This is a genomic window from Herbidospora sp. RD11066 (assembly GCF_054661255.1).
In genome coordinates, this window is the sequence record NZ_BAAGDO010000001.1 from 252,111 (window position 1) to 273,866 (window position 21,756).

Genomic DNA, 21,756 nt, shown 5'->3' on the forward strand with positions numbered 1-21,756 from the left:
TGGGTGCATCGGTGCTGCCAAGCGGGCCGCCATCGGTAGACCAGGTGGCCGAGCTCGTCGTGAAGGGAAGGGAGCGCGGGAGCGTCACGGTTGACGACGTGGCCGCCGCGCTCGACCGATCCGGGCTTGAGGCCGACGCGCTGGAGCGCGTCGTGCGCATGCTCGCCGAGAACGGAGTGGAGGTCCTCGAGCCCCAGGGCGACGAGGAGACATCCAAGCCAGACGAGGAAGACGTCACCAAGAGGGCGCCGACCAGCGACCTGGTAAGGATCTACCTCAGGGAGATCGGCCGGGTTCCGCTGCTCACCGCCGAGGAGGAGGTGGAACTCGCCAAGGCCATCGAGGCCGGCCTCTTCGCGGAGGACAAGCTCTGTGAGAGCCCCGCGATCAGGGTGGCCAGGCCCGAGTTCGAAGACCTGGTGTGGGAGGGCGTACGCGCCAAGCAACGTCTCATCGAGGCGAATCTGCGGCTCGTCGTCTCCATCGCCAAAAGATATGTCGGCCGCGGAATGCTATTCCTGGATCTGATTCAGGAAGGCAATCTCGGATTGATCCGTGCGGTCGAGAAATTCGACTACACCAAGGGCTACAAGTTCTCTACTTATGCCACGTGGTGGATTCGGCAGGCGATCACCAGAGCCATTGCCGATCAGGCGCGGACGATTCGCATTCCCGTCCACATGGTCGAGACGATCAACAAACTGGTGCGGGTGCAGCGGCAGTTGCACCAGGATCTGGGCCGTGAGCCGGCGCCCGAGGAGATCGCCGCCGAGATGGACCTGCCGATCGACCGGGTCATCGAGATCCAGCGGATCGCCCAGGAGCCCGTCTCGCTGCAGTCGCCCATCGGCGAGGAGGACTCCGACCTCGGAGACTTCATCGAAGACGCCGACGCCGTGGTGCCGATCGAGGCCGCCGCGTTCATCATGCTGCAAGACCAGCTCGACGACATCCTCGCGACGTTGTCCGAGCGCGAGCAGCGCATCATCCAGCTCAGGTTCGGCCTGGCCGACGGCCATCCGCGCACGCTGGAGGAGGTCGGCCGCGAGTTCGGGGTGACCCGGGAGCGCATCCGCCAGATCGAGTCCAAGACGCTCGCGAAGCTGCGTCACCCGACGCGTGCGCAGATGCTCCGCGACTACCTGGACTAGCCGTCCATTCGGAAACGGCCCGTGCCCCGGACTGCGGGGCACGGGCCGTCCGCTTGTAGGTTCTGGGCATGCCTCTGTTCGGGAACCGCCTGCCCGCCGACGTCCGCTCCCGTCTGTCGGGGGAGCGGGTGCTGAGTTACGCCCGCACGCCGTCCGGTGACTACTCCGTCGCGACCTTCGTGGCGCTCCACCTTCCCGGTGGGGAACGGGTGCCCTGGCACACCATCGACAAGGCCGCTTGGGACGAAACCGGGGTAACCATTACAACCGTGACGGGCGGCGTTTATCGGGTCGATTTGGAAGAACCCGGCTTCTTGCCCGAAACCATCCGGGAAAGGGTGCAGAACTCCATCGTCGCCAGCCGCTATGTGAAACTCACCACAAACGCCGGGGTGCGGTTCATCGCCCGCCGGGTCGCCGACACCGACGCGATCGAGTGGGAACTGGCGTTCGACGACGGGATCGACGGGGGAGACCCGGGCGTGCTGGCCGCCGCGGAACAGGCGCTGGAGCAGGTCCGCCGGAGCCTCGGGGTCTGAACATGCGAAGGCCCGTCCTGGCAAAAGGACGGGCCCTCGGCGTCTCGTTGTCAGGTGATCCGGTTGACCTCTGGGTCTGGCCAGCCTGTCGGGCCGGCTGTGGTCTCCCCGTCCCACGGGTCAGGTCTGCGCAGGAACGGGACCCTGTCCTTGGCCGCCACGGTCATCTTCGACATGCGGGCGCCCACGAGCCCGGCCGCCTCCTGCACGGCGGGACTGTCGGACACCCTCTTCGTCGCGCGCACGATCTGCTCGTAGCGCTCACGCCCGGCGCGGGTGCCCAGGACGTATCCAAGACCCAGCCCGGCGGCGAACATCACCTTGTACCGCATCTTCCACCTCCGCGCTTCGCTACCTCGGCCCCTACCCAATGGGTTGTCATCTATCCAAACCGGGCCGACTCAAAGCCCCGATCAATGGATGTGACAGACCACCCCCGGAGTGCGCTAATCTAGTTCCGCGCCGCAAGGAAAGCCGCAAGGCCCGAGCGGAGCACCGCACGATCCCGTGTAGCTCAATCGGCAGAGCAGCCGGCTGTTAACCGGCAGGTTATAGGTTCGAGTCCTATCGCGGGAGCTGCCAGAAGCCCCGGCCTGAGAGATCAGGCCGGGGCTTCTTCGTGTGTGCGTACACCCCCGAGCTCTTGACGCTCCGTCGCCGGAGATGCACAGATATAGATGACAAATCCGGGGAGAAGCCCCGAAAATGTGATCCACGAATCCGCCTGAGACAGGCGTGGTCGCCGCGGACCAAAAAACGCACCGGCGGTGGGGAGAGGGCCACCGCGCGAGGGTCGTCGTCGCCGCCCGGAACGGCCATCGGCGATCCGCGAGGGGAAAGTCGCGATGCGGACGTGGTGGAGAAGATCCGACGAGGAGAACACCGGCGAGGGGGTCGACTGGGGAGCGGCGGAGGAGTTCGTCCGGCTGCACCGGGCCGAGGTGCCCTCAGCCGGGCCCGTGGAGGAGCGGTTGCGGGAGATCGCGGCCGAAATCGAGCAGACCGGCACCTATGCCCACACGCTCGACGAACTGACCTTCGGCGCGCGTGTCGCCTGGCGCAACAGCGGCCGGTGCATCGGGCGGCTCTACTGGCACTCGCTGAAGGTCCGCGACCGGCGTGAGATCGACACGGCCGACGCCATCGCCGACGAGTGCGCGGCCCACCTGCGCGAGGCGACCAACGGCGGCAAGATCAGGCCGACGATCACCGTGTTCGCCCCCGACCGCCCCGGGCAGCGCGCCGCCCGGATCCGCAACGACCAGCTGATCCGCTACGCCGGTTACGACCGCGACGGCGAGGTCGTCGGCGACCCCTCCCACCTGGAGCTGACCCGGGTGGCCCGGTCGCTCGGCTGGGAGGGCGACGGCGGCCGGTTCGACGTGCTGCCGCTGCTGATCGACGTGAAAGACCGCCTGGAGATGCGGGCCATGCCGCCCGAGGCCGTCTTGGAGGTGCCGCTGAGCCACCCGCACTACCCCTGGTTCGCCGAACTGGGGCTGCGCTGGCACGCCGTCCCGGTGATCTCCAACATGTGCCTGGAGATCGGCGGGGTCTGCTATCCGGCGGCGCCCTTCAACGGGTGGTACATGGGCAGCGAGATCGGCGCCCGCAACCTCGCCGACACCGGCCGCTACGACCAGCTCCCGGTGATCGCCCGGCGGCTCGGCATGGACACCTCCAACGACCGCACCCTCTGGCGCGACCACACCCTGGTCGAGCTCAATGTGGCGGTGCTGCACTCCTTCGCCGAGGCCGGGGTGACCATGACCGACCACCACACCGAGTCGAAGCGGTTCCTCACCCATCTGGAGAAGGAGGAGCGGTCGGGGCGGGTCTGCCCGGCCGACTGGTCGTGGATCGTCCCGCCGCTGTCGGGGGCGCTCACGCCCGTCTTCCACCGCTACTACGACGACGTGGTCATGCGGCCGTCCTTCACCCACCACCGGCCGCTGTAGTAGAACATTGTTCGTGAGTGACTTGGTGCTGAGCGACCTGGCCGACGGCGTCCTGACGCTGACCTTCAACCGTCCCGAGCGGCTCAACGCCTGGACCGAGGCGCTCGGCACCCGCTACTTCGACCTGCTCGCCGCGGCCGAGCTCGACCCGGAGGTGCGGGTGATCGTGGTGACCGGCGCGGGTCGGGGGTTCTGCGCCGGGGCCGACTTCCAGACGCTCACCGCGCTCCAGGAGGGCACGCTGAAGAGCTTCGCGGAGAAGCGGCCCAACACCTTCCCCACGACCATCGGGAAGCCGCTCATCGCGGCCGTGAACGGCGCCTGCGCCGGGCTGGGCATGGTGCACGCCCTCGTCTGCGATCTGGTCTTCACGGCCGACGAGGCGAAGTGGACCACCGCCTTCTCCCGGCGCGGCCTCATCGCCGAATACGGCCTCGCCTGGGTGCTGCCGAAGCTGATCGGCCAGGCGAAGGCGCTCGACCTGCTGCTGTCCGGCCGGACCTTCACGGGGGAGGAGGCGGCCGGGCTGGGGCTGGCGCTGCGCTCGGTGCCCGGAGCCGATCTGCTGGAGATGGCCGGGGCCTACGCCCGGGAGCTGGCGGCGCACAGCTCGCCCACGTCGATGGCGGTGATCAAGCGGCAGGTCTGGGGCGACTGGGACCTGTCCCTCGATTCGTCCCGGACGAAAGCGGAGCGCCTGATGGCCGAGTCGTTCGGCCGGGCCGACTTCGGCGAGGGCGTGGCCAGCTTCCTGGAGAAACGCCCTCCGAGGTTCCCGCCGTTCACTGGGTAGGGCCAGTGGCGAGGTGATACGCAATGGCGTTCCCAATCGTCACTCGGACCCTGCACCGTCACGTCGACATCGATGGGCTGCGGGTCTTCTACCGCGAATCCGTACCGGAAACGGAGCAGGCGCCGGTGCTGCTCCTGCTGCACGGCTTCCCGTCGGCCTCGCACCAGTACCGCCGGCTCGTCGACGCCCTCGGGGCCCACTACCGGCTCATCGCGCCGGACATGCCCGGCTTCGGGCACAGCGACGTCCCCGAGGGTGAGCTGACCTTCGACCGGCTCGCCGACGTCATGGCGGGCTTCGTCGAGAGGCTCCGCCTCGATCATTTCGTCCTGTACGTCTTCGACTACGGCGCCCCGGTCGGCTTCCGCCTGGCCCTGCGCCACCCCGAACGGATCGCCGGTCTGGTGGTCCAGAACGGCAACGCCTACGAGGAGGGCCTGTCGCCGATCATGCGGAACCTGATCGCGCTCCGGCCCGGCCCCGACGGGGAGAAGGCGGCCCGCGAGATGCTGACCCTGCCGACCACCCGGCACCAGTACGAAGCGGGCACGACCGACGTCAGGCTCGTCTCACCCGACAGCTGGGTGCTCGACCAGTACTTCCTGGACAAGCCCGAGAGGGCCCGTCCACAGATCGAACTGCTCCTCGACTACGGGAGCAACGTCGGCCACTACCCCGAATGGCAGGAGTGGCTCAGGACGGCTCAGCCGCCGATGCTGATCACCTGGGGCCGGGACGACATGTTCTTCCCGGAACCCGGCGCCCGCGCCTACCTCCGCGACCTGCCGGACGCGGAGCTCTACGTCTATCCGACCGGGCACTTCGCGCTGGAGGAGTACCTGCCGGAGATCGCGCCGCTGATCGCCGGGTTCCTCGACCGGGTGTGGAAGACGGTCAGCCCCAGGTGAGCGGGTCGAGGGACAGATAGAACCGGATCCGGTCGGGATCGGGGTCGAAGCCCTCCTGCGAGGGGTCCGGCCAGATCTCCTCGGCGGTGGCGAAGAGCAGGGCCAGATCGGCGTGCCGATCGGCCAGGCCCAGCCTGCCGACATCGATGAGGCCCGCGACGGTGAGCGTCTCGGGGTCGAGGATGATGTTCGGCAGGGTCAGGTCGCCGTGGCATACGACGGCCTCCGCCGTCTCCTGCCTGCGGCGCAGCTCCAGTTCGGGCGTCAGGCGGGCCAGGAGGTCGGCCGGAGGGGTGCCCACCTGGTCTTCCGGCAGGAAGTCGGGGTTGACCGCGCCGCGGGCGACGACGTCGGCGGCTTTGGCGAGCATCCAGTCGAGGTCGCGCGAGAAGGGGCAGCCGGGGAGGGCGTGGAGGCGGCGGACCGCGCCGGAGATCGACGGCCACGCCCTTTCGAGGTCTTCGCGGGACACCTGGTCGGCGGGCACGCCCTCGACGGCCGAAGTGACCAGGCAGGCGTCGTCGCCGCTCTCGCGCCAGTCGAGCACGCGCTGGCCCGGGAAGCCCCGCGCGGCCAGCCACTCGATGCGGTCGCGCTCGGCTTCGAGACCGGGGCCGAACTTCGCGTAGCGGGCGCCGTCGGGTGAGCGGAACACCCGGGCGCCCGACTCGCCGGTGGTGACCGGTGTCCACGAGCCGTCCACGCGGTCAGGCCAGGCGGCGGGCGCCCGCCGACGGGGTCGCGGTGCGGAAAACGGGGGCTTTCCAGCCCTTGGCCTCGTAGGCGTCGGCCACCGTCCGGCGCAGGGTGTCGGCGCGGTCGGTGGCGACCAATGCGATGGCCGAGCCGCCGAAGCCGCCGCCGGTCATCCTGGCCCCGCGCGCGCCGCCTCTGATCGCCGATTCGACGGCCACGTCGAGTTCGGGGCAGCTCACCTCGAACTGGTCGCGCAGGGACAGGTGGGAGGCGTTGAGGAGGGCGCCGATCTCGGCGACCGCTCCCGCGCGGAGGAGGCCCACGACGGCTTCGACCCGGTGGTTCTCGGTCACGACGTGTTGGGTGCGTTTGCGCTCGTCTCCGCTCAACTCGGACAGGGCGGCGGCGAGGTCGGTGACGTCGCGCAGCGCCTCGACGCCGAGTTTCCTGGCGGCGTTCTCGCAGTCGCGGCGGCGCTGGGCGTACTGGCCGTCGGCCAGTTCGTGGTGGACGCCGGTGTCGATGATGACCAGTTCGAGGCCGTGGGCCGGGAGGTCGAAGGGGATCGTGCGGCTGCCGAGGGTGCGGCAGTCGAGCAGGAGGGCGTGGCCCTCTTTCGACAGGGCCGAGGCGGCCTGGTCCATGATGCCGCAGGGCATGCCGACGACCTCGTTCTCCGCCCGCTGGCCGAGTTTCGCCAGGTCGAGGGGGGTCTGGCCCAGGTCGTACAGATCATTGAGGGCGAGGGCGACCGAGACCTCCAGGGCCGCGCTCGACGACAGGCCCGCGCCGCGCGGGATGTCGCCGTCGACGGCGATGTCGGCGCCGCCGACGGGGAGCCCGGCGGCGCGCATGGTCAGCGCCACCCCGATCGGGTAGGCCGCCCAGCCCTCGACCTCTTCGACCGGGCCGCCGGCCTGCACCGACACGACGCGCACGCGGTCGTCGGAGCGCCGGCCGACCGCCGCCGTCACCCCCCACGGCACCGCGAAGGGGAGCACCAGACCGTCGTTGTAGTCGGTGTGCTCGCCGATCAGGTTGACCCGGCCCGGGGCGTGCCAGACGCCCTCGGGGGTGCCGCCGAAGGCGGTTTCAAAGGAGGAGACGACCCGCATGGCCGTTAGGTTATCGCTGTGGTCTCGCCTCTCACCCCGGCCGACGGGGTCCTGTTGAAGCGCGACGACCTCCTCCATCCCGACATTCCCGGCAACAAATGGCGGAAGCTTAAATACAACATCACGGGCGAACCGCTGGTGACCTTCGGCGGGGCCTATTCGAACCACATCCGCGCGGTCGCGGCGGCCGGGCGCGAGTTCGGGTTCGCCACGGGCGGGGTGATCCGGGGCGAACCGGTGCGCAACGAGGTGCTCGACTTCGCGGTGGCCTGCGGGATGCGGCTCGTGTTCGTGACCAGGGCGCTCTACCGGGAGAAAAGCTCCCCGGAGATGCTCGACCTGCTCGAAGCCGACTTTCCGGGCTACCGGGTGGTGCCCGAGGGCGGCTCGAACGCCGCGGCGGTGCGCGGGTGCATGGAGATCGGGCCCGAACTCGCCCATCTCGGCGAGGCCGTCGTCTGCTGCCCGGTCGGCACCGGCGGCACACTCGCCGGGCTCGCGGCCGGGCTGCCGCCCGGGTTCACCGCCGTCGGGTTCTCGGTGCTCAAAGGCGGTGATTTCCTGTACGACGAGGTCGCGCGCCTCCAGACCGAGGCGCTCGGCCACGTCACGCCGAACTGGCGCATCGAGACCGGGTTCCATTTCGGCGGCTATGCCCGCACCACTCCGGAACTGAGCGCGTTCATCCGTGATTTCGAGACGCGCCACGGGCTCCGGCTCGACCACGTCTACACGGCCAAGATGATGTACGGGCTTGTCTCGTTGCGGATCCCCTCCCCGGTCGTCGCGTTGATCACCGGTAGGGTGTGAGGGTGCTGCTGGGCGAGGGCGTACACGCCGCGATCACCGACCGACACGGAGGCGTGAGCGCGGCGCCGTTCGGCAGCCGGAACCTCGGCGGGGCCGTCGGAGACGACCCGGGCCACGTGGCGGCCAACCGGCGGATGACCGCCGAAGAGTTCGGCGTCGACCCCTCGCGCGTGGTGCTCATGCGGCAGGTCCACGGCCGCGACGTCGCCTATGTCGACCGGCCGTTCGGTGACGAACCGCCCGGAGTCGACGCGGTCTTCACCGCGGAAGAGGGCTTGGCGCTGGTGTCGCTGGCGGCCGACTGCGCGCAGGTGCTCGTGGCCGATCCCGTCGCCCGGCTGGTCGGCGCCGCCCATTCGGGCCGGCCGGGGACTCTGGCCGGAGTGGTGCCCGCGCTGGTCGAGGCGATGGCCGGGCGCGGGGGAGACCCGTCGCGCATGGTCGCGCTGGTCGGTCCGGCCGCCTGCGGGCGGTGCTACGAGGTGCCCGCCGAGATGCGGGAGGAAGTCGCGGCCGTCGTGCCCGAGGCGTGGGCGACCACCTCGCGCGACACCCCCTCGGTCGACCTGCGGGCCGCCATCGCGGCGCAGCTCGCACGGGCCGGGGTCACCGCGGTGACGCACGACGACCGGTGCACCATCGAAACCGGTGATCTGTATTCATACCGCCGGGAAGGGCGCACCGGGCGCTTCGGGGCCTATATCTGGCTCGGTTAGGAACTTCCGCCCGTAACCGCTCGTTCACCGAGCATGGGATGGGACTACAGGAAGTCCGTAAAAGTCGGACCGATGCGCTTTCACCTTTCACGTCACGGCGTGTCCCGCAGCTACGGGGGCCGTCGTTTCCACGTCTACCGCACACCCGACGGACGCCGCCACGTGAGCGTGCGGCTGCCCGGTGGGTTCCACATCGGCAAGACGTTCTAGTCTCACCATTCAAGACAGATCCTCTCGTATCGCGAGACTGAGGCTACTCTCGTGCCCATGCACTACACGCATGGGCACCATGAGAGCGTGCTGCGGTCCCACCGCTGGCGCACCGCCGAGAACTCCGCGGCCTACCTGCTGCCGCACCTGACCCCCGAGACCACCCTGCTCGACGTGGGCTGCGGCCCCGGAACCATCACCGCCGACCTGGCATCCCGGGTCGCCCACGTCACCGCCACCGAGATCGGCCCCGACGAGCTCGACCTCGCCCGCGCCGAGGCGGAGCGACGGGGGACGCCGAACGTCACCTTCGAGGTGGCCGACGTGCACGCGTTGCCGTACCCGGACAAGCGGTTCGACGTCGTGCACGCCCACCAGGTGTTGCAGCACGTCGCCGACCCGGTTCAAGCCCTGCGGGAGATGGGCCGCGTCGCCGGGCTGGTCGCCGCCCGCGACAGCGACTATGGCGCGTTCACCTGGTTCCCGGCGCTGCCGGAACTCGACGAGTGGCTCGCGCTCTACTACTCCGTGGCCAGGTTGAACGACGGCGAGCCCCAAGCCGGTCGGCGGATGCTGTCGTGGGCCCGCGCGGCCGGGTTCACCGACATCGAGGTGTCCACCTCCACCTGGACCTACGCGAACCCCGACGACCGCGCGTTCTGGGGCGGCATGTGGGCCGACCGTGTCGTGAAGTCGTCGCTGGGTCGCCAGGCGCTGGCCAACGGCATCGCCACCGAGACCGACCTGCGGCGGATCGCCGACGGCTGGCTGACCTGGGCGGCCGACCCCGACGGCTTCCTGTCGATCACCCACGGCGAGATCCTCTGCCGGGCTTGACCCTGCCGCTGATGTCAAGGTTTAACCTGCGGATATGCGGATCGGTGAGCTGGCGCGGCGCTCGGGAGTGAGCGCCAGGGCGCTGCGCCATTACGAGGAGAAGGGCCTGCTGGCCGCCCGCCGGAGCGCCAACGGATATCGCGAGTACGACGAGTCGGACGTCCGGCTCGTCCAGGAGATCCGGGCGCTGATGGCGGTCGGTTTCACCCTGGAGGACGCGCGGCCGTTCGTGGCCTGCCTCCAGGCGGGCAACGACTCGGGGGGTGTCTGCCCCGAGTCGGTCGAGGTGGTCCGCCGCAAGCTCATCGAGATCGACACCGAGATCCGGGACCTGATGGCCCGCCGCGACGAGATGCTACGGAGGAACACATGATCGAGGTCACCGCCGAGTCGTTCGAGCGCGATGTCCTGGGCAGCGAACTGCCCGTGCTGCTCGACTTCTGGGCCGAGTGGTGCCCGCCCTGCAAGATGATCTCCCCGCTGCTGGAGGAGATCGAGCGCGAACACGGCGACAAGGTCGTTGTCGCCAAGATCAACGCCGACGACCACCCGTCGATCGCGCTCCGCTACGACGTCATCGGCCTGCCCACCCTGAACCTCTATCGCGATGGCGAGGTCGTGCAGCAGATCAAGGGCGCCCGCCCCAAGCGGGTCATCGTCGACGCGATCAGCCCTCACATCTGAGCTTCGAAGGCCCGCAACGCCTCACCGGTGAACAGCACGAATCGCACCTCCGCCACCTTGGTCGGCGTGAACCGCGCCGTCTGCACGGCGATCCGGGCGCCGCTGTCCATCGGCCACCCGTAGATCCCCGTGGAGATCGCCGGGAACGCGACCGTCTCGGCCCCGAGTTCGTCGGCCACCCGCAGCGACTCGCGATAACACGATTCGAGCGTCTTCGACCGGTCTTCGGACGCGCTGTAGACCGGCCCGACGGTGTGGATCACCCATTTGGCCGGGAGCATCCCGGCCGTCGTCGCCACCGCCTGCCCCGGCGGCAACCCCTTCCCATACGACGAGGCCCGCAGTTTGCGGCAGGCCTCCAGAATCTCGCTGCCACCCTTCCGGTGGATCGCGCCGTCGACGCCGCCCCCTCCCAGCAACGAGGAGTTGGCGGCGTTGACGATCGCGTCGGCCCGCTGATCGGTGATGTCACCCTGAACCACGATGATCCGCATGGCCGCATTGTTCCCGTTGGGTCAGACGTTCACCACGTCGAACTGCTCCCACGGCCCGATGGCCGCCCGGTTGGCGATGAGCGGCTGGGCGCCCCCGCCGTCGGCGCAGACATACTGACCGTTGGCCTGGGCGCGGAGGCTGATCGTCCCGTTGGGGTTGTTGACGACAGTGAAGGTCTCCCAGGGCCCGACGGCCGTCCGGTTCGCGATGAGCGGCTGCGCGCCCGCCGCCTCGGCGGCGACGATCATGTTGTTGGCGCGCGAACGCAGCGCGATGTTGCCGTTGCCCAGTTCGATGCGCTCGAACGTGGTGGCGTTGCCGTTCGCGACCAGCGTCGGCCCGGCGTTGACGAGCTGGTTGTTGGCCCGCGACCGGAGCTGGATCCCGCCCTGCGGCGGGTTGCCGCCGGTGCCGAACCAGGCCAGGTCGAAGGCGTTGGCCATGGCCTGGAACCCGGCGTCGTTCGGGTGCAGGTGGTCGCCCGGGTCGTAGGCGGGCAGGAACCGGGTCGGGTTCGCGGGATCGCGGGTGGCCGCGTCGAAGTCGACGACCCGGTCACACCCACTGCCCGAACTGCGAACCCAGGTGTTGTACGCCGCCCGGCTGTTCTCGCCCTCCTGCGTCCAGTAACCGGCCCCCTGGAAGGGGGTCAGCGTGGCGCAGATGAACTGGATGCCCCGCGCGTGCGCCCGGTTGAGCAGGTTCTGCGCCCCCGTGATGAGCTGCTGCCCGGTCGGCACGGGCCGGTTGGACCCGACGTCGTTGATGGGGTTGTCGGCGAAGACGACCCACTTCACCCCGGTCTGGTTGAGCACGTCACGCTCGAACCGGTTGATCGCGCTCTGCCCGGCGCCGTCGCGGAGCAGCTGGTTGCCGCTGATCCCCTGGTTGACGACCCCGACCACGCGCCCGGAGGCGTTGAGCCGGTTCGACAGCAGGTTCGGCCACCGCCGGTTGGCGTTGTGGCTGGATGCGACGCCGTCGACGATCGAGGCGCCGAGCGCGACAACGGTCCCGGTGCCGGAGGCGTTGTCGACGTCCACCCCCGAAAGAATGAAGTTGTCGCCCGTCTCACCCGTCGGCGTGATGGTGGCGTTCCCCGCGACGTTGCCATTGGCGATGTAGCTGGTCTGCAGCGCGGTCTGGTGGTAGGTCGCCGGCCCGGTCGCCGAGGGCAGATGGAAACTGACCGCCAGGTCGGAGGAGGCCGCGACCGGCACACTTGCCGCGTCGCTGATGGCCAGCCCCCCGACGGGGATCGTCACCGTCTGCTGCCCGCCGAACGTCACCACCCGATCGGTGGACGTGTCGATCGACGAACCACTCGTCCTTCTGGCCACGTGCACGTTGGCCACGGTGAGCGCGCGGGTGCCGAAGGCGTTCGACAGCTGCACCCTGACGGCGGTGCCGCCGATGCTGGTCCGGACGATCTGGCGCAACGTCTGGTTGTTGAACTCGCGGTTCGAACCGCTCTGCGGGGAGGCGGCCCACGTGCCGAGCCAGGTGGCTGCGGAGGCCGGTGCGGGAAGGTTGGTCGCGACGAGAAGCGCGACGAGTGCGGCGACGAGCGCCCGGATTAACCGATGCATCCTGTCCTTCTGCCTGTACGAGACCACAGGGGACCCCAGGGATCGTGATCAGGCCGAGATTAAGCTGACAGGTCTTTGTCGTCAACAGATAGGTTGGATGTATTGGCGTGGGAACGGTGCAAAGTGGGCGTTCGAGTGGCTCGAAATCGGACATAGATCGGACCTGAGGGTGGAGGAGGGGGTCCTGATCGGATATTTTCGGATATGAGTGGATTTGAAATATTGTCAGGATGGCCGTTTGGGGAGTTTTGTAACTCCTGAAACCGGGATATCTCTGGAATTCCTGCGCATCAAGTGGCGTGCCCTATAACCTCTGCGGCGTCACGTTTTCAGATGAGTGTCCAGAGGGAACCGCATGGCGTTGTCGTGGGCGGAGCTACCGGCTGGACGAGTCGTGCACCTGGCCGGAATCGACGCCGACGCCATCGAACTGTCCTTCGATTCGCTTCCCGTTGACGCGCCGGCGATCGTGACTTATAGCGCGGGGGAATCCGGGTCTGTCCAGGAAATGGTCGAAGGCGTCTTACGGGAGCTCGAAATCCTGGCCGTCGCCCTCTTCCCCGCGTGGCTCCCCGAAGGCGACAAGATTTCCGACACGAGCTCGCTGGGCCGGGCCGCCGTGCGGTCACTGGCGGCGCGACTGGCAGCGGGAAGCCGCCACTTCGGGCCGTTTCTCGCCGACCTCGCGGAACGTTCCCTGCGGCGTGATCCCGAACCGAGCGCGAGATTCCCCGCGGAGGCGCGTGCCGCCGGGCTGGCGCGGGTGCTGGCCTCGGCGTTCCGGCGGGAGCGGGCGGTGCTGGTGGTCTATGTCCCCGAGGGACTGTCGCCTCATGGGGAGACCGTGCTGGTCGCGGGCTGTGAGTGGCTCGCCTACCGGGCCGCGATCGGAGTGTGGCTGGTCGGGCCGGAGGTGCGCCGGGTCGAGTCTGTGCAGGTTCGCGTGCGGGAGGAAGTGGTCGCGCTCGTGCGCGAACTGCCCCCACGGGAACGCGAGACGCAGAAGGTGTATGTGCCGCCGATCGCCGGTCGGCCGCATCCCTTCAGCTGGGCCGAACAGACTTTGGAGAAGGCGCTCCGGGAGTGCGCGTGGGCGCGCGGGCGGGCGTGGAACCAGACGTATCCGTCGGTGAGTCAGCTGTCGATGCGATTCCGGCCGGACCTGATGTGGTCCGAGGAACGCTGCGTCGTGGAAATCGACGGGCCGGAGCATCGGGGCGCCCGGCAGAGCGAATACGACAGGTGGCGAGACGCGCACCTGGAGAAAGACGGGTACACCGTCTTCCGCTTCACCAATGAACAGATCGAGTCGGATCTGTTGACGATTGTCCGGCAAATAGAGAAGTTCCTTTGCGGGCAACGCTCTGGAACGATCGAAGGAGACGTCACGTGTCAACCGACAGGCTGAAGTATCACCAGATTGCCATGTTGCTTGTTCTGATGGCCGAGCGCAGGCCCGATGTTCTCAACACCACCCTGACCCTGGATTATCGGCTGCGGATCACTCCGAAGCTGCGGGATGCCCTCGAGGAGGCCAAGCTCATCGAGCGTGGTGTCCATGGGCGTGTTAGAACCTGGACGCTCACCGAAGCCGGGCGAGAGCGTGCGCTTGAAGAGGTGCGGGAGGGCTTCCCGGTTCCGGCGTCGGCGACGCTGGGCTTGGCTTTCTTGAAATTCCTCCAGAATCAGAGCGGGTCGGTAGCGCCTTCTGCGGCGCCCTCCGATGCTCCCCTCTCCCACGATGAGGTGGAGGAGCGCATCCGGCAGGCTTACAACTCCATTGAGGACAAGCCCGGCGGATGGCTTCACTTCGCCAAGCTCCGCCCGTTGCTCACGGATATCGACAGGGCCGAACAGGATGCCGTGCTTCTGAAGATGCTCCTGCAGCCCGATGTGCGGATCGTTCCCGAGTCGGTACAGCGAGCCATGAGCCAGGAGGAGCGTGACGCCGCGCTCTATGTGCTCGATGAGGCGAATCATATGATCATGATCGGAGCGCGATGATCGTCGGTGAGTGGTATGCGCTGAGTTCGCTGCAGCAGTTCAACACGGTTCACACGCTTGACGACGTATGGCATTCGGCGAAATACCACGTGGGCGATATGGCCCCATCGCCGACGGCGGCGCTGAGGGCTGGACTCAAGGCTGCGGAACAGAGCCCGGACAGCAGTCCTGTCGGCGTGGTCCTTCAAGGTGCCCACGGCACGGGCAAGACTCACATGTTGAGCTGGCTTCGCGAAGAGACCCAGACAAGCGGCGGATACTTCTTCCTCATCAGCCTGCTCGACTCGGCGAACTTCTGGGAGAGCGTCGTCGTGTCAGTTCTCGACGGGCTGACTCGGGAAGGCGCGAACGGAGAAAGCCAGCTCAAGATCTTCCTTCGCCGATTGGCGCTACAGATCGGCATTCCGCGCCTCACCCGTCTGGCGGTGATAGGCAACAAGGAACTCACTCCAGAAGATCTCAACGCCTTCGTCGCGACCCTGCGGCAGGTGCACAAGAAGGTCGGAGGGGACGCGCGCGACACCGTTCGGGCGCTTGCTCTCTACGCTTCGGACAAACTGGACCTACAAGACGTCGGGCAGTCGTTCCTCTCGTCCATTGAGCACATCGCCCCAGAAGCGCGGTCGCGTTGGGGGATTCAGGCTCCCAATCGTTCCCCGCAACAGATCGTCCGGGACATCTCGCGCCTGTTGGCGCTTACAGGGCCGAGCGTGATGGCCGTCGACCAGATCGACATGTTGCTCGTCCAGGCCCCCGAGGCGGGCCGGGTGGACAGCAATGTTGACTCTCGGGCCAAGGTGGCAGCTATTCAGGCTGCCCACGGGTTGATGGAGTTACGTGAGACGACGCGTCGGACAGTGACGGTCGTTTCGTGTCTTCCGGACACATGGCTGACGATCCGGACCATCGCTGTTGAAACCGTCCAGGATCGCTTCGCCGAGTCGATCGTCCTGAAGCGCATCCCTTCGGCCGAAGTGGGCCGCAAGCTGGTTGAGATTCGCACGGCCGAGCACTTCTCGGACATCGGATTCCAGCCGCCCTACCCCACGTGGCCGATCAAGGCAGAGGCGTTCGAAGTAGCCCCCTTGATGACGCCTCGTAGATTGCTCAAGCGCGTCTACAACCACATCGCGGCCTGCGTCGCCAGAGGCGAGGTAAGCGAGCTTGATCGCCTTGACGGCACCATCGAGGAACATGTCCCTGTCATCACGCCGCCGATAGTCGACCTGGTCGCCATCGACACGCGGTTCGCGATGCTCGCAGATTCGGTAGAGGTCGGTCGGGCACTCGACCCGGCGGCGGAAGATGAGGTCTTTCCTGAGATTCTCGCAGCCGGCCTCAAGGCATGGATCGCCGAGCAGGGGAGTGGTGACCGGGTCTATTCCGTCGACGCCGAGCCCAGTCGGAAACCTCCCCTGCATGCTCGGCTACGGCTCAGCCTGAATGAGGCCACCGAAGACGAAGTGCATTGGGCCTTTCGCGCCATCGCGGCTCCCCATCACATTGCTGCCCTCACCCGGATCCGGAACGCTGCTGTAGCGGCTGGGCTCGACGCTGGGGTTCCCAAACGTCGGCTGATTCTCATCCGGAGAACCGAGTGGAACAAGGGCAAGGTCACGCAGGAGGCTCTGAGCGACTTCCGCGCAGCTGGTGGGCGTGACATCGGAATCGATGACGAAGACCTGCGGGTGATGCACGCACTGCGTGACCTGATCAAAGAGGCTCCGCCCGGCCTCGAATCATGGTTCGCGGCGCGCAAGCCCGCGACGAACACCCGGTTCTTCAAGGAAGCGCTGGGCGACTGGCCCGACCTCACGCTGCCCGCACCGGCGCCCTCAGTCGACACCCTGGAAGAACAGGGGCCGCAGACTCCCAAAGGGCCCGTAGGCGACGTGCTGGAGGATCCGCCCGCGCAGGCGGAACCCTTACCGACGCGGAAGTCCGGTACCTCGGGCCACGGCCCGCAGAACCATCCCGTCGGGGTCCCGTCGCTGATCGTGGGGCGGTCCTACGAGCGTGGGCTTCCGGTCTCCGTTGAGCTGGAGGCGCTGCGGAAGCATGTCGCCATCTTCGCGGGGTCCGGCTCCGGAAAGACCGTTCTGATCCGGCGGATCATCGAGGAGTGCGCCATTCAGGGCGTTTCCTCCATCGTCCTCGACACGAACAACGACCTCGCTCGGCTCGGTGACGCCTGGCCCGAGGAGCCTTCGGGTTGGGGGCCGGGGGACGCCGCTCGGGCCGCTCGCTACATCGCGGACACCGAGGTCGTCGTGTGGACGCCGCGCAGGGAGAAGGGCCGGCCCCTGGCCTTCCAGCCGTTGCCCGACTTCACCAGCGTCCGGGACGACGTCGACGAGTTCAACGAGGCCGTCGACGCCGCCGTCGCCGCGCTGGTTCCGCGGGCCAAGATCGAGGGCAACACGGGGAAGGCCGAGATGGCTCGGGCCGTGCTCAAGGCGGCCGTCGTCCACTTCGGGAAGTACAAGAGTGGGGGGCTCAACGGGCTCATCAACCTGCTGGAGGACTTCCCCGAGGACATCAGTCAGATCAGCGAGGCCGTGAAGATCGCGCATGGGCTCTCCCAGGTCCTGCACGCCGCGAAGGTCAACGACCCGCTGTTCGGGGGAGAGGGGCAGCCGGTCGATCCCGGGCTGCTGCTCACCCCGGCACCGGGGAAGCGGGCCCGGGTGTCGGTCATCTCGTTCGTGGGGCTGCAGAGCAACGCCGAGCGGCAGAGTTTCGTCAACCAGCTCCAGATGGGGCTCTTCGCCTGGATCAAGAAGAACCCGGCGGGTGACCGGCCGCTCGGTGGGCTGTTCGTGATGGACGAGGCGCAGAACTTCGCGCCGTCCGGGGCGACGACGGTCTGCACGAAGAGCACGCTGGCGCTCGCTTCGCAGGCGCGGAAGTACGGGCTCGGGCTGGTGTTCGCGACGCAGGCGCCGAAGGGGCTGCACAACCAGATCCCGGGCAACGCGGCCACCCAGTTCTACGGTCTGCTCAACGCGCAGGTGCAGATCGACGCCGCCAAGGAGATGGCACGTGCCAAGGGCGGCTCGGCCGATGACATCAGCTCTCTGGTCACGGGGCAGTTCTACGTGGCGCCGGAGGGTGCCGGGTTCGCGAAGGTGCGTACACCTCTGTGCCTGAGCCACCATCCTCGGGCGCCGCTGACGACGGAGGAGGTCATCGAGCGGGCGAGCCGGTGACCTTGCAGGTCAGCCAGAACTCGCCTGCCTCGTGCTCGCCTCGCAGGGTGGGGAGGATCGTGCGCGGCACCAGGACGTTGGTGCCCGGGTGCGGCTGCACGACCTCCCCCTCCCGCCGGACCCCCGTCGGCCATTCCGGGTCCTCGTGGTCTTCTATGCCGGACCGTCCCTGGGCCGAGCTCGCCCAGGCGTAGCCGTCGCCGCACTCCCTGCCGGTTTCGGTGTCGCGGTCGACGGCGAAAGCCGCCTCGGCGGTGAACAGGCTGCGGGCCGACACCACGCGGTGGATGCGCAGGTGTGCCTCTCCCTGGGGGATCAGCCAGGTCTCGATCTGTACGTCGTCCCACGGTGACCAGCGCAGGTGGAGGTCTCCTTCGGCGATGGGGACCTCGCAGCAGCGCCAGTGGTGACCGTCTTCGCTCAGGGCCAGGGTGCTGTCGAAGGCGCCTTGTTCGAGGCCCGCACCTCCGGCGGGGACGCTGAAGCCGAACACCGTCGAATACGCGAACTTCGCGTACTTCGCCGCGCCGCCACGCGCCCACATGTTGTGCTGGGCCGCGCTCAGCATCACCACGTGCCGCCCCTCGTCGGAGCGGATCAGGGTCACTCCGGGTTCGGGCTGGTGGACGGCGCCATCCGGCACGGGAGAAGTGGACGCGGGCGTCGTCCAGAAAGGGTGGCTTTCGGGCAGGGCCAGGGGGAGGAACGCCTTCATGGCCCAATAGGGGGAACCGGGGGCGTTGTACTGCTCGGCGAGCAAAGGCTGCGGGTAGGCGTAGCCGATCGTCAACACCCCCGCCCGGTCGGCCACGTCGCGGCCCTCCCACCAGCGCAGATGGCGGAGCAGGTAGCCCTTCGTCTCGGCCCACGGCAGCGCGTCGACTTCGGCGAAGGCCAGGGCGCCCCAGAACGCGGCCTGCGCGTAGCGGTAGGTCATCGAGCGGCCGAACGGGATCGCGGCGCCGTCGGCGGCGAACCAGTGGCGGAAGTCCAGGGCGAATTCGCCCGCGCGGGTACGGAAACGCTCGGCTCTCGCGTCTTCGCTCAGACCCGCATAGATCAGGCCGTAGTAGTGCATGGCGAAGGGCACGTAGTAGTCGCGTTGCGCGGTCGGGCCGTCGGAGTACCAGCCGCGTCCCAGGGCGAACGATTCCAGGCGGTCGAGCCGGGTTTCCAGCGACTTCTCATTAAAAGGGACACCGAGGCGTCTGAGGCCCAGGCCGACCAGGACGGGGAAGAACTGCCAGTTGTTGTCGACGCCGGTGCGGTCGAGGGCCTGGGAGAGCCAGGTCGCGACGCGGTCGCGTTCGGTGCCGGTCAGGTCGTCCCAGAGTTCGGCCGGGGCCAGGGCCAGGGCGAAGCCCAGAGCCGCCGTTTCGACCAGGCGCTGGTCGATCTCGGCGATGTCGCCCCAGTATTCGGGGTGGTCGGGGTTCGTGCCCGCCGCCAGGCCCTCGCGCCACAGGTCCATGCCGTCGCCCAGAGGCGCGAGGCCCCACAGGGGGCGGGCGAAGGCCTCCAACTCGGCGGCGGTGTCGTCGTAGTGGGCGGTGTTCACACCCAGGCGCAGGCGGGCTCGGCCGGGGCTGAAGAAAGGCAGGAGCGGGTCTACGAGATCCCGTACGAGCTGGGCCATCGCCGCACGATCCGCTGCCATCTCGCTCCTGTCAATACTTATTTTTATATATAAGCTTAAGTATAGAATATAGCCTATGCACTACATCGATGGGGCTTTCGTCCCGGCCGTACACACCGCTTCCGTGCACGAGAAGGCGACCGGTGCCGAGATCGGGCGATACTCCCTCGGGGACGCCGCCGACGTCGATCGGGCCGTCGCGGCGGCGCGGAACGCGCAGCCCGGGTGGGCCGCGTTGGGGGCTCCCGAGCGGGCCGCCCATCTGACGGCGTTCGCCGATGAACTCCGCAAGAGGTACGACGAGCTCGTCGAGCTGTCGATGAAGGAGACCGGGGGAGTCCGGGCCAAGGCCGTCGACGAGGTGTCGGCGGGGCTCAAGCAGCTCGGGATCTCGGCGGTGGAGGCGTGCGGGACGGCGGGGGAGGTGCTCCAGCCGTACAAGGCGGGGAAGTTGTCGCTGTCCCGGGCGGTGCCGCTCGGGGTGCTGGGGATCATCACGCCCTGGAACTATCCGGTCAATCTGGCCATGCGGGCGGTGGCGCCGGGGCTGGCGTTCGGGAACACGATCGTGCTCAAGCCGGCCGAGCTCACGCCGATCATCGGCGGGCAGGTGCTCGCCGAGGCCGCTCACGCCGCGGGGCTGCCGCCGGGGGTGTTCAACGTCGTCGAAGGCGACGGGCCGGTGGCGGGGCACGCGCTGGCCGAGCACCGGGGGCTCGACCTGCTCGACTTCACCGGGTCGCGGGAGGTCGGGACGGCCATCGCGCTGTCGGCCGCGCGAGATCTGCGGCTGGTGCGGCTGGAGCTGGGCGGGAGCAACGCGTTCGTGGTGCTCGACGACGCCGATGTCGAGCTGGCCGCGTCCTGCGCGCTGATCGCGTCGCTGGAGTTCCAGGGGCAGACGTGCATCAGCGCGAGCCGTCACATCGTGCTCGAAGCGGTCGCCGACGCGTACGTCGCGGCGCTCGTGCGCAAGGTCGAGGCGTTGAAGGTGGGGAACCCGTTCGACGCCGACAGTGACCTCGGGCCGCTGATCAGCGAGGTGCAGCGCGACCGGGTGCACGAGCGGATCGTGCTGCCGTCCGTCGCGAAGGGCGCCGTGGTCGCGACCGGCGCCACCTACGACGGGCTGTTCTACCGGCCGACCGTGCTCACGAACGTCACCCCGGACATGCCGGCGTTCGCCGAGGAGATCTTCGGGCCGGTGCTCCCGGTCACCGTGGCGAGCACGGAGGAAGAGGCGATCGAGCTGGTCAACGGCTATCCGATGCTGATGAACTCGGTCTTCAGCCGCGACCTCATGCGGGGGCTGGCCGTCGCCGAGCGGCTGCACGCCGGAGAGGTGCACGTCAACGACGCGCACGCCCGGCACGGCGCCGAGAACCAGATGCCGGGGTTCACCCGCCGCCAGTGGATCGGTGTCCAGCGCGGGCCGCTCGACCTGCCCGGATGGACGCAGGGGTGATCGTCGACTTCGCGATGTACCCGGAGCTCACGCTCCGGCTGTTCGACCGGCCCGAGGCGCCGCTGACCGAGTTCACCAGCACGGAGGCGCGAGACAGGCTGGCACGGGCGGAGATCCTGGTGACCGGCTGGGGGTGTCCCGTCCTCGACGCCGCCGCTCTCGACGCCGCGCCTCACCTGAAGGCGGTGGTCCACGCGGCGGGGAGCGTCAAGGGGCACGTCACGCCCGAGGTGTTCGCGCGGGGGATCGTGGTGAGCTCGGCGGCCGACGCCAACGCGATCCCCGTCGCCGAGTTCACGCTCGCCATGATCCTGCTGGCCAACAAGGCGGTGCCCCGGCTGGCCCGTGCGTACTCCCGCGCGAAGACCGACCTCGGACTGCTGACCCAGGACGGCGACCTCGGCAACTACCGCAAGACCGTCGGCATCGTCGGGGCCTCCCGGGTCGGCCGGCGGGTGATCGAACTGCTCAAGCCCTTCGACCTGGACGTATTGGTCGCCGACCCCTATGCCACGGATCTGGCCACCACGGATCTCGACGCCGTGATCGGCCGCAGTGACGTGGTGTCGATCCACGCCCCGGCGACGCGGGAGACGTACAGGATGATCGGCGCGGAGCGCCTGAGAGCGATGAAGGACGGAGCGACCCTCATCAACACCGCGCGGGGTTCCCTCGTCGACGAGGCGGCGCTCATCGACGAGCTCCGGAAGAACAGGATCTTCGCGATCCTGGACGTCACCGACCCCGAACCTCCGGCCCCCGACTCACCCCTGTGGGACCTGCCCAACGTCGTGCTGACGCCGCACGTCGCGGGGGCGCTCGGATCCGAGGTGAAGAGGCTGGGGCGGGCCGCGCTCGACGAGGTGGAACGACTGACGCGCGGTGTCCCCCTCAGGTTCGAGGTGGACCCGCGCGCCCTGTCGCACCAGGCCTGACTCTTC

22 protein-coding genes and 1 tRNA gene are annotated in these 21,756 nt (G+C 68.4%); 17 read left to right on the forward strand and 6 right to left on the reverse strand.

The genetic code is table 11. The features are described 5' to 3' along the window. The first annotated feature begins 11 nt into the window (after nucleotides 1–11). Together rpoD and ACYQ78_RS01135 are read left to right on the forward strand one after the other, a co-directional pair. Nucleotides 12–1,151 (forward strand): RNA polymerase sigma factor RpoD, encoded by a 1,140-nt coding sequence (rpoD, locus tag ACYQ78_RS01130; RefSeq protein WP_061294577.1) that lies wholly within the window; start codon nucleotides 12–14, stop codon nucleotides 1,149–1,151. A 68-nt stretch (nucleotides 1,152–1,219) separates the two neighbouring features. Continuing rightward, nucleotides 1,220–1,690, forward strand: coding sequence for a hypothetical protein (locus ACYQ78_RS01135; protein ID WP_459798737.1), 471 nt, complete (start codon nucleotides 1,220–1,222; stop codon nucleotides 1,688–1,690). A gap of 50 nt (nucleotides 1,691–1,740) precedes the next feature. Here the strand turns inward: ACYQ78_RS01135 and ACYQ78_RS01140 are convergent, their stop codons facing one another. Beyond that, entirely contained in the window at nucleotides 1,741–2,022 is a 282-nt protein-coding gene (locus tag ACYQ78_RS01140) for a hypothetical protein (protein WP_066365480.1), read from the reverse strand. Between the two features lie 171 nt (nucleotides 2,023–2,193). Between ACYQ78_RS01140 and ACYQ78_RS01145 the strand changes: the two genes are divergently transcribed. The 4 genes from ACYQ78_RS01145 (at nucleotide 2,194) to ACYQ78_RS01160 (ending at nucleotide 5,349) form a co-directional block, all read left to right on the forward strand. Beyond that, nucleotides 2,194–2,266, forward strand: a tRNA-Asn gene (locus ACYQ78_RS01145). A gap of 269 nt (nucleotides 2,267–2,535) precedes the next feature. Further along, entirely contained in the window at nucleotides 2,536–3,648 is a 1,113-nt protein-coding gene (locus ACYQ78_RS01150) for a nitric oxide synthase oxygenase (RefSeq protein ID WP_459798738.1), read from the forward strand. Nucleotides 3,649–3,661: 13 nt separating this feature from the next. Further along, nucleotides 3,662–4,441, forward strand: coding sequence for an enoyl-CoA hydratase-related protein (locus ACYQ78_RS01155; RefSeq protein ID WP_459798739.1), 780 nt, complete (start codon nucleotides 3,662–3,664; stop codon nucleotides 4,439–4,441). Between the two features lie 23 nt (nucleotides 4,442–4,464). Further along, nucleotides 4,465–5,349 carry an alpha/beta fold hydrolase gene (locus ACYQ78_RS01160; RefSeq protein ID WP_459798740.1) on the forward strand — a complete coding sequence of 295 codons (885 nt, stop codon included), beginning with the start codon at nucleotides 4,465–4,467 and terminating at the stop codon, nucleotides 5,347–5,349. Here the strand turns inward: ACYQ78_RS01160 and ACYQ78_RS01165 are convergent. Together ACYQ78_RS01165 and galK are read right to left on the reverse strand one after the other, a co-directional pair. Beyond that, complete coding sequence (locus tag ACYQ78_RS01165; protein ID WP_459798741.1) at nucleotides 5,336–6,052, reverse strand: phosphotransferase; 717 nt, start codon at nucleotides 6,050–6,052, stop codon at nucleotides 5,336–5,338. The two genes, ACYQ78_RS01160 and ACYQ78_RS01165, sit on opposite strands and share 14 nt — an antisense overlap. Nucleotides 6,053–6,056: 4 nt before the next feature. Beyond that, nucleotides 6,057–7,160, reverse strand: coding sequence for a galactokinase (galK, locus tag ACYQ78_RS01170; RefSeq protein ID WP_459798742.1), 1,104 nt, complete (start codon nucleotides 7,158–7,160; stop codon nucleotides 6,057–6,059). Nucleotides 7,161–7,178: 18 nt separating this feature from the next. Here galK and ACYQ78_RS01175 point away from each other — a divergent pair, with 18 nt between their 5' ends. Genes ACYQ78_RS01175 through trxA form a run of 6 tightly spaced genes read left to right on the forward strand, consistent with a single transcriptional unit; the run spans nucleotide 7,179 to nucleotide 10,417 of the window. Continuing rightward, nucleotides 7,179–7,970, forward strand: coding sequence for a 1-aminocyclopropane-1-carboxylate deaminase/D-cysteine desulfhydrase (locus tag ACYQ78_RS01175; RefSeq protein ID WP_459798743.1), 792 nt, complete (start codon nucleotides 7,179–7,181; stop codon nucleotides 7,968–7,970). A 2-nt stretch (nucleotides 7,971–7,972) separates the two neighbouring features. Next, nucleotides 7,973–8,686, forward strand: coding sequence for a peptidoglycan editing factor PgeF (gene pgeF / locus ACYQ78_RS01180; protein WP_459798744.1), 714 nt, complete (start codon nucleotides 7,973–7,975; stop codon nucleotides 8,684–8,686). Nucleotides 8,687–8,719: 33 nt separating this feature from the next. Continuing rightward, nucleotides 8,720–8,896, forward strand: coding sequence for a DUF4236 domain-containing protein (locus ACYQ78_RS01185; RefSeq protein ID WP_083958372.1), 177 nt, complete (start codon nucleotides 8,720–8,722; stop codon nucleotides 8,894–8,896). A 57-nt stretch (nucleotides 8,897–8,953) separates the two neighbouring features. Further along, nucleotides 8,954–9,733, forward strand: a complete 780-nt coding sequence (locus ACYQ78_RS01190) for a class I SAM-dependent methyltransferase (protein WP_459798745.1) — start codon at nucleotides 8,954–8,956, stop codon at nucleotides 9,731–9,733. Between the two features lie 34 nt (nucleotides 9,734–9,767). Then, nucleotides 9,768–10,106 carry a MerR family transcriptional regulator gene (locus ACYQ78_RS01195; protein WP_459798746.1) on the forward strand — a complete coding sequence of 113 codons (339 nt, stop codon included), beginning with the start codon at nucleotides 9,768–9,770 and terminating at the stop codon, nucleotides 10,104–10,106. Next, nucleotides 10,103–10,417, forward strand: coding sequence for a thioredoxin (trxA, locus tag ACYQ78_RS01200; RefSeq protein ID WP_459798747.1), 315 nt, complete (start codon nucleotides 10,103–10,105; stop codon nucleotides 10,415–10,417). The genes ACYQ78_RS01195 and trxA overlap by 4 nt, the downstream gene beginning before the upstream one ends. On the opposite strand, the gene ACYQ78_RS01205 is transcribed toward trxA, so the two are convergent. Then, entirely contained in the window at nucleotides 10,408–10,911 is a 504-nt protein-coding gene (locus ACYQ78_RS01205) for an O-acetyl-ADP-ribose deacetylase (protein ID WP_459798748.1), read from the reverse strand. The two genes, trxA and ACYQ78_RS01205, sit on opposite strands and share 10 nt — an antisense overlap. A gap of 21 nt (nucleotides 10,912–10,932) precedes the next feature. Beyond that, the gene (locus ACYQ78_RS01210) at nucleotides 10,933–12,501 is read right to left on the reverse strand and encodes a GDSL-type esterase/lipase family protein (RefSeq protein ID WP_459798749.1); all 1,569 of its coding nucleotides are present in this window, start codon (nucleotides 12,499–12,501) and stop codon (nucleotides 10,933–10,935) included. Nucleotides 12,502–12,895: 394 nt separating this feature from the next. Between ACYQ78_RS01210 and ACYQ78_RS01215 the strand changes: the two genes are divergently transcribed. Genes ACYQ78_RS01215 through ACYQ78_RS01225 form a run of 3 tightly spaced genes read left to right on the forward strand, consistent with a single transcriptional unit; the run spans nucleotide 12,896 to nucleotide 17,714 of the window. Continuing rightward, complete coding sequence (locus tag ACYQ78_RS01215; protein WP_459798750.1) at nucleotides 12,896–13,909, forward strand: DUF559 domain-containing protein; 1,014 nt, start codon at nucleotides 12,896–12,898, stop codon at nucleotides 13,907–13,909. Then, a complete protein-coding gene (locus ACYQ78_RS01220; RefSeq protein ID WP_459798751.1) occupies nucleotides 13,891–14,505 on the forward strand; it encodes a hypothetical protein in 615 nt (204 codons plus the stop codon). The genes ACYQ78_RS01215 and ACYQ78_RS01220 overlap by 19 nt, the downstream gene beginning before the upstream one ends. Beyond that, nucleotides 14,502–17,714 carry an ATP-binding protein gene (locus ACYQ78_RS01225; protein WP_459798752.1) on the forward strand — a complete coding sequence of 1,071 codons (3,213 nt, stop codon included), beginning with the start codon at nucleotides 14,502–14,504 and terminating at the stop codon, nucleotides 17,712–17,714. The genes ACYQ78_RS01220 and ACYQ78_RS01225 overlap by 4 nt, the downstream gene beginning before the upstream one ends. On the opposite strand, the gene ACYQ78_RS01230 is transcribed toward ACYQ78_RS01225, so the two are convergent. Continuing rightward, nucleotides 17,692–19,371, reverse strand: coding sequence for a DUF2264 domain-containing protein (locus tag ACYQ78_RS01230; RefSeq protein ID WP_459798753.1), 1,680 nt, complete (start codon nucleotides 19,369–19,371; stop codon nucleotides 17,692–17,694). The two genes, ACYQ78_RS01225 and ACYQ78_RS01230, sit on opposite strands and share 23 nt — an antisense overlap. Before the next feature lie 55 nt (nucleotides 19,372–19,426). Between ACYQ78_RS01230 and ACYQ78_RS01235 the strand changes: the two genes are divergently transcribed. Further along, on the forward strand, nucleotides 19,427–20,815 hold the full coding sequence (locus tag ACYQ78_RS01235) for an aldehyde dehydrogenase family protein (protein ID WP_459798754.1): 1,389 nt from the start codon (nucleotides 19,427–19,429) through the stop codon (nucleotides 20,813–20,815). Then, on the forward strand, nucleotides 20,800–21,750 hold the full coding sequence (locus ACYQ78_RS01240) for a hydroxyacid dehydrogenase (RefSeq protein ID WP_459798755.1): 951 nt from the start codon (nucleotides 20,800–20,802) through the stop codon (nucleotides 21,748–21,750). Before ACYQ78_RS01235 ends, ACYQ78_RS01240 begins: the two co-directional genes overlap by 16 nt. The last annotated feature ends 6 nt before the right edge of the window (nucleotides 21,751–21,756 follow it).